Consider the following 13,733-nt stretch of genomic DNA (forward strand, 5'->3'; position numbering starts at 1 on the left):
CGTGCCGGGCGGCGCCGCGTGAGGCGGGTGGGTCAGCTCACGCCGGCGTCGGTGCAGAGCTTCGCGAAGGCACCGGTGCAGAGCTCTTCCTTGGTGACGTAGCCGTCGGCCACCACGTCCTTGACGTTGTCCTTGTAGATGGCCTTGGGCTCCAGCAGCACGGACGGCACGTCCCGGCCGCCCTCCGGGTCCTTGACCGTCTGGCCGGTGTCCTTCCGCTCACCCTTGGCGAGCGCGATGGCCAGCTCGGCGGCGGCGTCCGCCTCCTTCTTGACCGCCTTGTAGACGGTCATGCACTGGTCACCGGCGAGGATGTTCTGCAGACCCTGGACGGTGGCGTCCTGGCCCGTCACCGGCACCTTGCCGTTGAGCTGGTTCTTCTTCAGCACCGAGATGGCCGCGTTGCCCAGGCCGTCGTTGGCGGCGAGCACGCCGTCGATCTTGCCCTTCTGCTGGGTGAGCATCTGCTCGAAGATCACACCGGCCTGCGCGTTGTCCCAGTCCGGGACGTTCTGGTCCGGGCCCTTCGTGTAATCACCCGAGTCGAACTTCGGCTTGAGGATCGAGTCGTAGCCGTTCTTGAACAGGGTCGCGTTGTTGTCGGTCTGGGAGCCGTTCAAGTAGGCGACGACCGGCTTCTGCGCGCCCTTGTCGGTCAGGCACTTGCTCAGGCCCTCGCCCTGGAGCTTGCCGACCGCCTCGTTGTCGAAGCTGACGTAGTACTGGGCGGAGCCGCCCAGGGTCAGCCGGTCGTAGTCGATGGTTGCGACGCCCTGCGACTTGGCCTTCTCCAGCACGGCCTTGCCGGTGCCCGAGTCCAGGTTGACGATCATGAGGGCGGTGACGCCGCTGGTCAGCATGCCGTCAGCGATGGTGGAGAAGGCGGACTTGTCGCCCTGGGCGTTCTGGATCGTGTAGTCGACGCCGGCGGCCTTGAACGCCGCCTCCAGGTACTTGCGGTCCGCGCCCTCCCAGCGGGCGGAGGACTTGCTGTCCGGCAGGATCACGCCGATCTTCGGCTTCTTGGCGTTGGAGCCGCCGGCCTCGTCGGAAGAACCGCCGTTGTCACCACAGGCGGCCATGCTGCCGGTCGCGAGAAGACCGACGGCCGCGAAGGTGAGGAAGCCCTTGCGCATGTGCAGGGTCCTTTCGGAGGTGGGGGAGTGGTGATGTTTTGTTGTGTCCGGCAGCGTATTCCCCGTCTCCCATGCGCCGCAAGACTGCCGAGGTCAGAAGTTTGTTGGCGGCGGTAACAATTCAGCAACGCGGTTGTCACCCGCGAGACACCACCCGCGAACGCGGTCCGGGAACGCTCCCACACGGACCGTCACGAGGCCGTTCAGGCGGCCGCGATCGATGCCGTCGTCGCCCCGGTCAGCGCCACCAGATCCGCCGGTGCGAGCTGCACCTGCAGCCCTCGCCGGCCCGCCGAGACGTACACCGTCGGATGCGTCAGCGCGGAGGCGTCGATGACTGTTGGTAGCCGCTTGCGCTGCCCGAGCGGGCTGATGCCGCCGCGGACGTATCCGGTCGCCCGCTCGGCAGTCGTGCGGTCCGCCATCGTCGCCCGCTTGCCCCCGGCCGCCGCGGCGAGCGCCTTCAGGTCCAGCTCGCCGGTCACCGGCACCACCGCCACCGTCAGCCCACCGTCGACCTCGGTGACGAGCGACTTGAACACCCGCTCCGGCGCCACCCCGAGCGCGGTGGCGACGAGCGCGCCGTAGTTCGGCGCGTCCGGCGAGACGTCGTAGGTGTGGGTGCTGTGGGCGATCTTCCGCTTGCTCAGCAACGTGATCGCCGGAGTGCCAGGGCCCGCCATGGGCGTCAAGCTAGCCCGGCCGGCGGCAGGCCGCGAGCCGAAACCGCGCGCCGGGGTCAGCCGCCGGGCGGAACCGGCCGGCAGACGAGCACCGTCGGGTCGCCCGCGACCCGGGTCAGCGCCAGACTCGCCGCCTCGTCGCCGGACAGCCTCAGGTCGCGGCGCAGCTTCTCCGGCTCCAGCGCCGACCCGCGCTTGCGGATCTCCACCCGGCCGACCCGCCGTTGCCGCAGCAGGGCGCGCAGCCGCTTCAGCGAGAACGGCAGCACGTCGGTGATCTCCAGGCAGCGGGCGAACGGGGTGGGCCGGGCCTGGTCGGCGTACAGGTAGGCGATCGACGGGTCGGCGAGCGTGGCGTCGAGGTCGGCGGCCAGCTCGGCGACCAGGTGGGCGCGTACCACCGCCGGGTCCGGGTCGTAGAGGAACCGCCGGACCGGTCCCACCGGCGCCTCGGCCGCGCCGGTGCCGGTGAGGTGATAGGAAGGGACCCTTTTACTACCGGAGGCGTTAAGAAGGGGCCCTTCCTTCTCGCGCAGCACTGTGGCGCGGCGGGGGACCTCGGCCAGCTCGCCGCACCAGAGCGCCGCCTCGACCAGGTCGCCGTCCACGCTCACCCACTCCGCCTCGGCGCCGGGCGGGATCAGCGCGTGGTCGAGCCCGGGCGCCACCTTCACCACCGTCCGCGGCACCCGCGCGGCCAGGCCGGTGACGAAGTCCCACGGCGGGGAGTAGGCGTTCGGGTCGAAGACGCGCCGCCCGGTGCCGGCCCGCCGCCGCGCCGGATCGCAGAACACCGCCTCGACAGGGCTCACGTCGAACTCCGTGGCGTCACCGCAGGAGACCGTCACCAGGTCGGCGAGCCCGGCCGCCTCGGCGTTCACGGCAGCCATCGCGGCGGTCAGCGGGTCGGCCTCCACCGCGTACACCCGGATGCCGGCGCGGGCCGCGGCGAGCGCGTCGGCCCCCAGGCCGCACCCCAGGTCGGCCAGCGTGGTCACGCCCGCGGCGCGCAGCCGTGCCGCGCGCCGGTCGGCGACCGCGCGGCGGGTGGCCTGCTCCAGCCCGGCCCGGGTGAGGAACATCCCGGCCGCCGCCGCGCCGAACTTGCCGCCCGCCCGGCGGCGCAGCTCCGCCTGAGTGAGCGCCGCCGCCGCGAGGTCGCCCGGGATTCCGCCCGAGCGCAGCGCGGCCGCCGCCGCCAGCGGGTCGCCGCCGGCCACCCGCTCGGCCGCGGCGAGCGCCGCCGACCCCTCGGGGGTACGCAGCACGGCGAGCTGGTCGAGATCCACGCGCTCATTCTCCCGGCCCGGTTCCGGCGCGACACGGAGGGCGACGCGTTGGCACTCTCCTTGACGGAGTGCTAGCCGAGGAATAACCTGCGATTAGCACTCTCACCCTGAGGGTGCCAACGCCCGAGCCTCGTGCCCGGGGGTTGAGCGCCAGGCGGACCGGCACCCGCGACGACGGCCCCGCCCGGTGGCATGTGGCAGATTGACGCTGGTCGGCGTGCCGGCCGGCAACGACACCAAGTACCCGGGAGGGTATGCCCGTGACTACCGCGACCAAGGTTGCGATCAAGCCGCTCGAGGACCGCATCGTGGTCCAGGCGAACGAGGCCGAGACCACCACCGCCTCGGGCATCGTGATCCCCGACACCGCCAAGGAGAAGCCGCAGGAGGGCACCGTCCTCGCTGTCGGCCCGGGCCGGATCGACGACAAGGGCAACCGCGTGCCGATCGACGTGAAGGTCGGCGACACCGTCCTCTACTCGAAGTACGGCGGCACCGAGGTCAAGTACGCCGGCGAGGAGTACCTGGTGCTCTCCGCCCGCGACGTCCTCGCGGTCATCGAGAAGTAAGCAACCGATCAGTGTCGTTGCCCCGGTCCGGCTCGCCGGGCCGGGGCAACGTCGCTTCGAAGGGATACTGATGGCGAAGATCCTCAGCTTCTCGGACGACGCCCGGCACCTGCTCGAGCACGGTGTCAACGCCCTCGCGGACGCGGTGAAGGTCACCCTCGGCCCGCGCGGGCGCAACGTCGTCCTGGACAAGAAGTTCGGTGCGCCCACGATCACCAACGACGGCGTGACCATCGCCAAGGAGATCGAGCTCACCAACCCGTACGAGAACCTCGGCGCGCAGCTGGTCAAGGAGGTGGCGACCAAGACCAACGACGTCGCCGGCGACGGGACCACCACCGCCACCGTGCTGGCCCAGGCGATGGTCCGCGAGGGCCTGCGCAACGTGGCCGCCGGCACCAACCCGACCGGCCTGAAGCGGGGCATCGACGCGGCGGCCGCCAAGGTCTCCGAGGCGCTGCTCGGCAAGGCCGTCGAGGTCGCCGGCAAGGAGTCGATCGCGCACGTCGCGACCGTCTCCGCGCAGGACGCCGCCATCGGCGAGCTGATCGCCGAGGCGATGGAGAAGGTCGGCCGCGACGGCGTCATCACCGTCGAGGAGGGCTCCGCGCTCGTCACCGAGCTGGAGGTGACCGAGGGTCTCCAGTTCGACAAGGGCTTCATCTCGCCGAACTTCGTCACCGACCTGGAGGCGCAGGAGGCGGTCCTGGAGGACCCGTACATCCTGATCACCACCCAGAAGATCTCGGCGATCGAGGAGCTGCTGCCGCTGCTGGAGAAGGTTCTCCAGAACAACAAGCCGCTGCTCATCGTCGCCGAGGACGTCGAGGGTCAGGCCCTGTCCACGCTCGTGGTCAACGCACTGCGCAAGACCGTCAAGGTCTGCGCGGTCAAGGCCCCCGGCTTCGGCGACCGCCGCAAGGCGATGCTCCAGGACATGGCGATCCTGACCGGTGCCGAGCTGGTCGCCCCGGAGCTGGGCTACAAGCTCGACCAGGTCGGCCTGGAGGTGCTCGGCACCGCCCGCCGCGTCGTGGTCGACAAGGAGAACACCACCGTCGTCGACGGTGGCGGGCAGGCCGCCGAGGTCGCCGACCGGGTCGCGCAGATCCGCAAGGAGATCGAGGCCTCCGACTCCGACTGGGACCGGGAGAAGCTGGCCGAGCGGCTGGCGAAGCTTTCCGGCGGCATCGCCGTGATCAAGGTCGGCGCGGCCACCGAGGTCGAGATGAAGGAGCGCAAGCACCGCATCGAGGACGCCATCGCCGCGACCAAGGCCGCGGTCGAGGAGGGTACGGTCCCGGGCGGCGGCGCTGCCCTGGCCCAGATCCTGCCGGCGCTCGACGACGACCTGGGCTTCACCGGTGACGAGAAGGTCGGTGTCTCGATCGTGCGCAAGGCGCTCGTCGAGCCGCTGCGCTGGATCGCCCAGAACGCCGGCCACGACGGCTACGTGGTGGTGCAGAAGGTCGTCGGCCAGGACTGGGGCCACGGCCTCGACGCCGCCACCGGCGAGTACGTCGACCTGGCCAAGTCCGGCATCATCGACCCGGTGAAGGTGACCCGCAACGCGGTCAGCAACGCCGCGTCGATCGCCGGCCTGCTGCTCACCACCGAGAGCCTCGTGGTGGAGAAGCCGGCCGAGCCGGAGCCGGCCGCCGGTGGGCACGGCCACTCGCACGGCCACGGCCACCAGCACGGCCCGGGCTTCTGACCCGAGGAGTACGCCCGACGTCAGGGCACACCGCCGACCCGGTGGTGTGCCCTGACGCGTATGTCCTTACGGATCGCTGACGAGATTGGCAGCCGGCCCCGCGGGGCGACCAGACTGGATGCCGTGAGCACCCTTTCCCGCCGCCGCGCGGCGCCGGCCGGTGTCGTCGCCGCCGTGGTGGCACTCGGCACCGCCGAACCCGTGGCGGTCCTGACCGGTCCCCGGTCCGCTCCGCTCGTCGCCGTCGGTGGACTCGTCGTGGACCTGGTGCCCGAGCCGCTCAAGCAGTTCGCCATCGACGTCTTCGGCACGTACGACAAGATCGCCCTGCTGGTCGGTACGGCGCTGCTGCTGGTCGCCTTCGGGGCGCTGCTCGGCCTGGCGGCGGTCCGGCGCCTGGCGATCGGCCTGACCGGCGTCGCCGCGTTCACGGTGCTCGGCGTCGCCGCCGCGCTGACCCGGGCCGGCTCTGACGCGTTCGACGCGCTGCCCTCGCTGGTCGGGGGCGCACTGGGCGCGCTGACGCTGTGGGCGTTCGTGGCCGGTCCGCTGAGCGACGACCCGGCCCGGGGGCGGGCCGGGCGCGACCGGACCGACGCCGTGCGACGCGACCCGGCCGGGGCCGATCCGGCGAAGCACGCCGGGGCGGACCCGGCGGACGGCGAGCCGTCGTCCGCGCCGCCTCCGTCGTCCGCGCCGCCTCCGGCGGTTGCCGCGCTGGCCCGCGAAGGAGACGCGCCGGGCGGGTGGGAGCCGGTCCGGCACGACGACGACGCGGAGTCGCGTCGGCGGTTCCTGCGTGGCGCCGGGCTGCTGGCCGGAACGGCGGCGGTGGCCGGGCTGGGCGGGCACTGGCTGGCCGGAAGGCGTGGCGTGTCGGCGGCCCGGGAGGCGGTGACGCTGCCCGCCCCGGCCGCGCCCGCCCCGCAGGTGCCGGCCGGAGCGGACCTGTCGCTGCCCCGGCTCGCGCCGTACGTGACGCCGAACCGGGAGTTCTACCGGATTGACACGGCGCTTGTGGTGCCGCAGGTGGACCCGGTGACGTGGCGGCTGCGGATCCACGGGCGGGTGCGTAACCCGATCGAGCTGAGCTTCGACGACCTGCTGGCCCGCCCGATGGTCGAGCGGTACGTGACGCTCGCCTGCGTCTCCAACGAGGTGGGCGGCGACCTGATCGGCAACGCGCGCTGGCTCGGCGTACCGATCAAGGAACTGCTCGACGAGGCCGACCCGCTCGACGGCGCGGACCAGGTGGTCGGCCGCGCGGTCGACGGCTGGACCTGCGGCACGCCGACATCGGTGCTGCGCGACGGGCGGGACGCGCTGCTCGCGGTCGGCATGAACGGCGAGCCGCTGCCGATCCAGCACGGCTTCCCGGTGCGGATGGTGGTGCCCGGCCTCTACGGGTACGTGTCGGCCTGCAAGTGGCTCACCGAGTTGGAGCTGACCAGCTTCGCCGACTTCGACGCGTACTGGGTGCCGCGCGGCTGGTCCGCGCAGGGCCCGATCAAGACGCAGTCCCGGATCGACACGCCCCGGCCCCGCAGCCGCCCGTCGGCCGGGCCGGTGACGGTGGCCGGTGTGGCGTGGGCGCAGCATCGCGGCATCAGCCGTGTCGAGGTACGCGTCGACGGCGGCCCCTGGCAGGAGGCGACGCTCGCCCCGGCGGTGTCGGCGGACACCTGGGTGCAGTGGTCCTGGCGGTGGGACGCGACGCCGGGCGAGCACACGCTCCAGGTGCGGGCGACCGACACCACGGGCGAGACGCAGACGGAACAGCGCGCCCCGGTCGCCCCCGACGGCGCAACGGGATGGCACACGGTCAGGGTCACAGTCGCCTGACCCGCAGACCGCACCCTCCTGAGTCGGGCCGTGTCCCCGCTCCTCGGCGCCTCCGCAAGAGATCTTGGTAGGAAACGGCCCCTATAGGGGCGTAAAGCTTCCAAGATCTATGGGTGTCCTAGCGACTGGAACGCTGATCCTGGTATTCGAAACGGATGGCCGGCGGATGCCCCCGGGGCCACGACACGACGCCGCGCCCCGGGGTCCGGGGCGCGGCGTCGAGGATCGTGAACCGGGTCAGGCGACCTTGCGCTGGTCCGGCACGGCGGTGTTGTGCGGCCGGCCGAGGCGGGCCTCCAGCCGGGCAATGTCCACCCGGGTCTGCCGGCGGTCGGCCAGGTCCTCCCAGCCGAGTGCGAGCAGCCGCAGCCGCTCGGACTCGCTGAACCCGCCCCAGACGCCGTACGGCTCGCGCACGGAGAGCGCGTGGGCGGCGCACTCGGCGCGTACCGGGCAGGCGCGGCAGACCGACTTGGCGCTCGTCTCGCGGCGCATCCGGGAGGAGCCGCGCTCGCCGTCGGGGTGGAAGAACTGCGCGCTGTCGCGGCCACGGCAGGCTCCGAGCCGCTGCCAGTCCCAGAGCTCGTCGATCGGTCCAGGCAGCCTACGTACGTTCGACATCAGCACCCCTCCTCCCGCGCGGCACCGCGGAGAATGTTCGTTGCCAGCTACCGGGCGGCGGTCCGCGCGGGATGCCGGTTCCGGATGAACCCCTCGGTACCCGAGCGGTCCGCGCCTCACACATCTGTGATCGAAAACCTCGGACACTCGGCGGCATATGCCCCATCTGTCGGAAAAGTTCGGATGATTGCCCGGAACCCCCTCCCGACCCCACCTCCGCATGGTCTGCTCTGAGTCGGAGAGGAGACCACTGTGCGTAGTGTTCTTGTGTGCGTTCGGACACCATTGGCGGCCCAGCATCTGACCTCCGCGGCGGCGCGGCTCGGGCTGTCCGGCGTCGTCCGGACGGCCGTCTCCGACCCGGAGGTGATGTTGCGGCTCGCCGAGCGTCCGGTGGACGTGGTGCTCGCCGACACCGCGCTGACCCGCCCGGACAGCGCCGGCTTCGTCCGGCGGGTGCTGGCCCGCGCCCCGCAGGCCGCGGTGCTGCTGCTCGGCGCCGAGGAGTCGGAGTCGGCAGCGGCCACCATCAGCGCCGGTGCGCGCGGCCTGATCCAGAACGCCGACCACGACCTGACCAGCGCGGTGGCCAAGGCGCTGCTGCTGCTCTCCGCCCCCGGGCGGAGCAACAGGCACCGGGTGGCGGACACCGCCCGGGACGCGGCGGCGGTGGGCGGACCGACCCGGTCGGCGGGGCGTACCCAGGGTGGGCCCGGCTGGCCGGCGACGGCGCCGGTGGACGCGGCGGGCCTGCCCACAGTGGTGCCGGTGCAGCGGGGTGAGGACCCGGACGACCCGGCGGCGGCCGACGGCGCGGAGGCACCCCGGGCCGGTGCGGCCCAGCGGCCGGCGCGGGCGCCGCGCAGCGCGATCGGGCTGACCGAGCGGGAGCTTCAGGTGCTGCTCGGCATGGCCGAGGGCAAGAGCAACGCGGAGATCGGACGGGAGCTGTTCGTCTCCGAGGACACGGTCAAGACGCACGCCCGGCGGCTGTTCCGCAAGCTCGGCGCGCGCGACCGGGCGCACGCCGTGGCGGCCGGATTCCGGGCCGGCCTGGTGGCCTGACCCGCGCGGGGATCACTCCTGCGCGGTGTCGTCGGTGCCCTCGGTGAGCGTGTCGTGCACGCCGTCGGCGTAGCCGCGGGCGTAGTCCCAGCTCACGTAGTGGTCCGGGTCGGGGTCGTAGGCCGGTTCGTGCACCCGGGGGCGCCCCGAGTTGAGCAGGTGGCGCAGGTTGCCGCGCAGCAGGTCCCAGTCGAAGTAGTGCGGCTCGCGGCAGTCCTCGCACTCGATCACCAGGCCGCGCACGCCGATCGGCTGGAGCAACGCCTGGTAGATCTCCAGATCGGCGAGATCCTCCAGGACGTCCTGACGCTCGACCTCGGTCAGCGGGTCGAGCGCGTCGTCGTCGCCGGGATCGTGCAGGCCGGCAGCCGGATCGGCCGGGTCGCCGTTGAACGGGTCGATGGGCTCGTCGTGCACCCCCTCACCGTAGACCCCGAGCCGCCGGAAAGCCCGCCCCAGCCCGTGCTGTGGCCCGGCCTACCCTCGGGCCCGCCGCTGCCCGGGCGCGGACGGGTAGGTGGGTACGATGAGGCGACGCGCCGTCACCCGGCGCCTGCCGGTGCCCCCGCGCGCCGCCTCGCTGCAGCCCGTTCGACCAGCTCAGGGGAGCAATCGTGGAGAATTCGCCCAGCACCGAGATTCCGGCCGGCGCCGACGGCGGGGAGCTGGGTGGCCATCTGCCCGAGCTGCCGGCCGGTTCGGCCCGCGTGGTGCCGCTCGGGCTGACCTTCGACGACGTGCTGCTCCAGCCGGGCGAGTCGGACGTCGTGCCCAGCCGCGTCAACACCCGCACCCGCCTCACCCGCAACATCGAGCTGACCGTGCCGCTGCTGTCCAGCGCGATGGACACGGTCACCGAGGCGCGGATGGCGATCGCCATGGCCCGCCAGGGCGGCATCGGCGTGCTGCACCGCAACCTCTCCGTCGAGGACCAGGCGCTCCAGGTCGACCTGGTGAAGCGCTCCGAGTCCGGCATGATCACCAACCCGGTGACCGCCAGCCCGGAGGACACGCTGCGCGAGGTCGACGCGCTCTGCGGGCGCTACCGCATCTCCGGCGTCCCGGTCGTGGACGGCCAGGGCCAGCTGGTCGGCATCGTCACCAACCGCGACATGCGGTTCGTCTCCGACCCGGCCACGCCGGTGCGCGAGATCATGACCCGCACCCCGCTGATCACCGCGCCGGTCGGCGTGAGCAAGGACGACGCGCTCGGCCTGCTGCGCCAGCACAAGATCGAGAAGCTGCCGATCGTGGACGCGGGCGGCAAGCTGCGCGGCCTGATCACGGTCAAGGACTTCACCAAGAGCGAGCAGTACCCGAACGCCACCAAGGACGACGCGGGCCGGCTCCGGGTCGCCGCCGCCGTCGGCGTGGGCGAGGACGGCTACAAGCGGGCCCGTGCCCTCGTCGACGCGGGCGTGGACGTCGTCATCGTGGACACCGCGCACGGTCACCAGCGCGCCGTGCTGGAGATGGTCGCCCGGCTCAAGCGGGACGTCACCATCGACATCGTGGGCGGCAACATCGCCACGTACGCGGGCGCGAAGGCGCTCGTCGAGGCCGGCGCGGACGGCGTCAAGGTGGGCGTCGGCCCGGGCGCCATCTGCACCACCCGGATCGTCGCCGGGGTCGGCGTACCGCAGATCACCGCGATCATGGAGGCGACCCGCGCCGCCCGTCCGGCCGGCGTACCGGTGATCGGCGACGGCGGCATCCAATACTCGGGCGACATCGCCAAGGCGCTCGTCGCGGGCGCGGACACGGTGATGCTCGGCAGCCTGCTGGCCGGCTGCGAGGAGAGCCCCGGCGAGCTGATCTTCATCAACGGCAAGCAGTACAAGGCGTACCGGGGGATGGGCTCGCTCGGCGCGATGCAGTCGCGCGGCCAGGGCAAGTCCTACTCCAAGGACCGCTACTTCCAGCAGGACGTGCTCGCCGAGGACAAGCTGGTCCCGGAGGGCGTCGAGGGCCAGGTGCCCTACCGGGGGCCGCTGTCCGCCGTCGCCCACCAGCTCATCGGCGGGCTGCGCGCCGCCATGGGGTACGTGGGCGCGGAGAGCATCCCGGAGCTGCACCGGCGTGGCCAGCTCATCCGGATCACCGCGGCCGGGCTCAAGGAGAGCCACCCGCACGACATCCAGATGACCGTCGAGGCGCCCAACTACCACTCCCGCTGACCCACCACCCCCAACCACCTGGAGTCCCCCATGCGTGACGTGGTCGAGATCGGGCTGGGCAAGACCGCGCAGCGCGGCTACCACCTGGACGACATCGCCATCGTGCCGAGCCGCCGCACCCGGGACGTCGACGACGTCTCCACCGCGTGGCAGCTCGACGCGTACCAGTTCGGCATCCCGTGCGTCGCGCACCCCTCCGACGCGACCATGAGCCCGGCCTCGGCGGTCCGGCTCGGTCAGCTCGGCGGCCTCGGCGTACTCAACGTCGAGGGCCTCTGGACCCGGTACGAGAACCCGGCCAAGATCCTGGAGGAGCTGGCCGGGCTCGGCGAGGACGCGCGGGCGACCAAGCGCCTCCAGGAGGTCTACGCCGAGCCGATCCGTCCCGACCTGATCGCCGAGCGGGTGCGTGAGCTGCGCGAGGGCGGCGGCACGGTGGCGGTGCGGGTCTCCCCGCAGCACACCCTGGCGCTGGCCCCGGTGATCCTGGACGCCGGCGTGGACATCCTGGTCATCCAGGGCACGCTCGTCTCGGCCGAGCATGTCTCCACCACCGACGAGCCGCTGAACCTCAAGGAGTTCATCGCCGACCTGGACCTGCCTGTCGTCGTCGGCGGCTGCACCGACTACAAGACCGCGCTGCACCTGATGCGTACCGGCGCGGCCGGCGTGATCGTGGGCATCGGCGGCGACGACTGGTCGACCACGGAGTCGGTGCTCGGCATCCGGGTGCCGATGGCCACCGCCATCGCCGACGCCGCCGCCGCCCGCCGCGACTACCTCGACGAGACCGGCGGCCGGTACGTGCACCTGATCGCCGACGGCGACATGCAGACCTCCGGCGACATCGCCAAGGCGCTCGGCTGCGGCGCGGACGCGGTGATGCTCGGCGAGCCGCTGTCGCTGTGCGAGGAGGCCCCGGCCGGCGGTGCCTGGTGGCACTCCGCGGCCAGCCACCCGTCGCTGCCCCGGGGTGCGTTCGAGGTGGCCGGCGAGCCGCTCGGCTCGATGGAGAAGCTGCTGTTCGGTCCGGCCGACGAGCCGGACGGCCAGCTCAACCTCTTCGGCGGCCTGCGCCGCGCGATGGCCAAGTGCGGCTACCGCGACCTGAAGGAGTTCCAGAAGGTCGGGCTGGTCCTCGACCGCTGAGCACCGGCTGAGCACCGCGTGACGGCGCGGGCGGCGGCGCGGACGTGTTCCGGCCCCGCCCGCGCCGTCGCGCGTCTAGGCTCGCCGGGTGAGACGGCGGCGGGTCTGGGCGGCAGGGCTGGTGGCGGCGGCGCTCGCGCTGGGCGGCTGCATCGGCGGTGACGACGACAACGGGTTCCGGCCGGGCGCGGCGGACGCCGGTGACCCGTACGTGCCGGGAGCCGGCAACGGCGGCTACGACGTGGGCCACTACGCGCTGGACGTGCGCTACGACCCGGCCGGCGACAAGCTCACCGGCACCGCGACGCTGACCGTCACCGCCACCCGGGCGCTGTCCCGGTTCCATCTCGACCTGGCCGGGCTGGACGTCGAGCGGGTGCGGGTGGACGGGGAGTCGGCGAAGCACCGCCACGACGGCGCCGAGCTGATCGTCACCCCGCCGCGCGGGCTGCCCTCGGGGAAGCGGTTCACCGTCGAGGTGACGTACGGCGGGGTGCCGAAACCGCTGCCCAACGCCGAACTCGGCGACGGCGGCTTCCACGCCACACCGGACGGTGCGATAGCGCTCGGCCAGCCCGAGTCGGCGAGCACGTGGTATCCGGTGAACGACCACCCGTCGGACAAGGCCACCTACGACCTCGCGGTCACCGTGCCGGACGGCCTCGCCGCGCTGTCCAACGGCGTGCCGCGGGGCAAGACGTCCAGCGGCGGCTGGACCACCTGGCGCTGGGCGGAACGCGCGCCGATGGCCAGCTACCTGAGCACGCTGGTGATCGGCGACTACCGGGTCAGCAGCGGCACCCACGCCGGGAAGCCGCTGGTCACCGCCGTCGCCGCGGCGCTGCCGCCGGACGGTCCGGCCGCCGCGTCGGTGGCCCGCACCGGCGAGATCGCCGACTTCCTGGCCGCGCGCTTCGGGCCGTACCCGTTCGAGGCGTACGGCGGTGTCGTGGTCGCCGACGAGCGGATCCGGTACGCGCTGGAGACGCAGAGCCGGCCGGTCTACGGGCCGGGCTTCTTCCGGGGCGACCGGCCGAACACCGAGGTGGTCGCGCACGAGCTGGCCCACCAGTGGTTCGGCGACAGCGTCTCGGTGGCCCGGTGGAGCGACATCTGGCTCAACGAGGGCTTCGCCACGTACGCCGAATGGCTCTGGGCCGAGCACGACGGCGGGCGCACAGTGGCGCAGACCTTCGCGGAGCGCTACGCGGCCACCGACTGGTCCAGGCCCACAGTCGACCCGGGCCGGGCCGGGATGTTCGGCGACGCGGTCTACCAGCGGGGCGCGCTCGCGGTGCACGCGCTGCGCCGCGCCGTGGGCGACGAGACGTTCTACCGCGTGCTGCGCGGCTGGCTGGCGCAGCACCGCGACGGCAACGTCACCACCGCCGACTTCGTCGGGTACGCCGAACGCACGTCGGGCCGCCCGCTGCGGGCGCTGCTGGACGCCTGGCTGGTCGGTGGTACGCCGCCGGGACTGCCGTGACG

12 protein-coding genes are annotated in these 13,733 nt (G+C 72.7%); 7 read left to right on the forward strand and 5 right to left on the reverse strand.

The window, feature by feature from the left end:
• Positions 1-32 precede the first annotated feature (32 nt).
• From O7604_RS13290 to O7604_RS13300, 3 genes are all read right to left on the reverse strand, one after another.
• The gene (locus tag O7604_RS13290; RefSeq protein WP_269704060.1) at positions 33-1,136 is read right to left on the reverse strand and encodes a substrate-binding domain-containing protein; all 1,104 of its coding nucleotides are present in this window, start codon (positions 1,134-1,136) and stop codon (positions 33-35) included.
• A gap of 203 nt (positions 1,137-1,339) precedes the next feature.
• The gene (gene ybaK, locus O7604_RS13295; protein ID WP_281579764.1) at positions 1,340-1,819 is read right to left on the reverse strand and encodes a Cys-tRNA(Pro) deacylase; all 480 of its coding nucleotides are present in this window, start codon (positions 1,817-1,819) and stop codon (positions 1,340-1,342) included.
• 56 nt (positions 1,820-1,875) lie between these two features.
• On the reverse strand, positions 1,876-3,108 hold the full coding sequence (locus O7604_RS13300) for a methyltransferase domain-containing protein (RefSeq protein ID WP_281579765.1): 1,233 nt from the start codon (positions 3,106-3,108) through the stop codon (positions 1,876-1,878).
• A 254-nt stretch (positions 3,109-3,362) separates the two neighbouring features.
• Here O7604_RS13300 and groES point away from each other — a divergent pair, with 254 nt between their 5' ends.
• The 3 genes from groES to O7604_RS13315 all read left to right on the forward strand — a co-directional run bounded on the left by groES (position 3,363) and on the right by O7604_RS13315 (position 7,233).
• Positions 3,363-3,677: a co-chaperone GroES gene (groES, locus tag O7604_RS13305; RefSeq protein WP_018222648.1), complete on the forward strand. Its 315-nt coding sequence runs from the start codon at positions 3,363-3,365 to the stop codon at positions 3,675-3,677.
• A 70-nt stretch (positions 3,678-3,747) separates the two neighbouring features.
• Positions 3,748-5,391 (forward strand): chaperonin GroEL, encoded by a 1,644-nt coding sequence (gene groL, locus O7604_RS13310; protein ID WP_269704063.1) that lies wholly within the window; start codon positions 3,748-3,750, stop codon positions 5,389-5,391.
• 123 nt (positions 5,392-5,514) lie between these two features.
• Positions 5,515-7,233, forward strand: a complete 1,719-nt coding sequence (locus tag O7604_RS13315) for a sulfite oxidase (protein WP_281579766.1) — start codon at positions 5,515-5,517, stop codon at positions 7,231-7,233.
• Positions 7,234-7,470: 237 nt separating this feature from the next.
• On the opposite strand, the gene O7604_RS13320 is transcribed toward O7604_RS13315, so the two are convergent.
• The gene (locus O7604_RS13320; RefSeq protein WP_269704065.1) at positions 7,471-7,854 is read right to left on the reverse strand and encodes a WhiB family transcriptional regulator; all 384 of its coding nucleotides are present in this window, start codon (positions 7,852-7,854) and stop codon (positions 7,471-7,473) included.
• Between the two features lie 252 nt (positions 7,855-8,106).
• Here O7604_RS13320 and O7604_RS13325 point away from each other — a divergent pair, with 252 nt between their 5' ends.
• On the forward strand, positions 8,107-8,919 hold the full coding sequence (locus O7604_RS13325; protein ID WP_269704066.1) for a response regulator transcription factor: 813 nt from the start codon (positions 8,107-8,109) through the stop codon (positions 8,917-8,919).
• A 12-nt stretch (positions 8,920-8,931) separates the two neighbouring features.
• On the opposite strand, the gene O7604_RS13330 is transcribed toward O7604_RS13325, so the two are convergent.
• Positions 8,932-9,336, reverse strand: a complete 405-nt coding sequence (locus O7604_RS13330) for a DUF5319 domain-containing protein (RefSeq protein WP_269704067.1) — start codon at positions 9,334-9,336, stop codon at positions 8,932-8,934.
• 197 nt (positions 9,337-9,533) lie between these two features.
• Between O7604_RS13330 and guaB the strand changes: the two genes are divergently transcribed.
• The 3 genes from guaB (at position 9,534) to O7604_RS13345 (ending at position 13,731) form a co-directional block, all read left to right on the forward strand.
• Positions 9,534-11,096 (forward strand): IMP dehydrogenase, encoded by a 1,563-nt coding sequence (gene guaB, locus O7604_RS13335; RefSeq protein WP_269704068.1) that lies wholly within the window; start codon positions 9,534-9,536, stop codon positions 11,094-11,096.
• Between the two features lie 30 nt (positions 11,097-11,126).
• Positions 11,127-12,245: a GuaB3 family IMP dehydrogenase-related protein gene (locus O7604_RS13340; protein ID WP_013288539.1), complete on the forward strand. Its 1,119-nt coding sequence runs from the start codon at positions 11,127-11,129 to the stop codon at positions 12,243-12,245.
• An 88-nt stretch (positions 12,246-12,333) separates the two neighbouring features.
• Complete coding sequence (locus O7604_RS13345; RefSeq protein ID WP_281579767.1) at positions 12,334-13,731, forward strand: M1 family metallopeptidase; 1,398 nt, start codon at positions 12,334-12,336, stop codon at positions 13,729-13,731.
• Positions 13,732-13,733 lie beyond the last annotated feature (2 nt).

It is taken from the genome of Micromonospora sp. WMMA1947 (assembly GCF_027497355.1).
Lineage (GTDB): Bacteria > Actinomycetota > Actinomycetes > Mycobacteriales > Micromonosporaceae > Micromonospora.

Coding starts and splice junctions, on each gene's coding strand:
- groES (WP_018222648.1), top strand. CDS start 3,363: ATGCCCGTGACTACCGCGACCAAGGTTGCGATCAAGCCGCTCGAGGAC.
- O7604_RS13290 (WP_269704060.1), bottom strand. CDS start 1,136: ATGCGCAAGGGCTTCCTCACCTTCGCGGCCGTCGGTCTTCTCGCGACC.
- O7604_RS13340 (WP_013288539.1), top strand. CDS start 11,127: ATGCGTGACGTGGTCGAGATCGGGCTGGGCAAGACCGCGCAGCGCGGC.
- O7604_RS13320 (WP_269704065.1), bottom strand. CDS start 7,854: ATGTCGAACGTACGTAGGCTGCCTGGACCGATCGACGAGCTCTGGGAC.
- ybaK (WP_281579764.1), bottom strand. CDS start 1,819: ATGGCGGGCCCTGGCACTCCGGCGATCACGTTGCTGAGCAAGCGGAAG.
- groL (WP_269704063.1), top strand. CDS start 3,748: ATGGCGAAGATCCTCAGCTTCTCGGACGACGCCCGGCACCTGCTCGAG.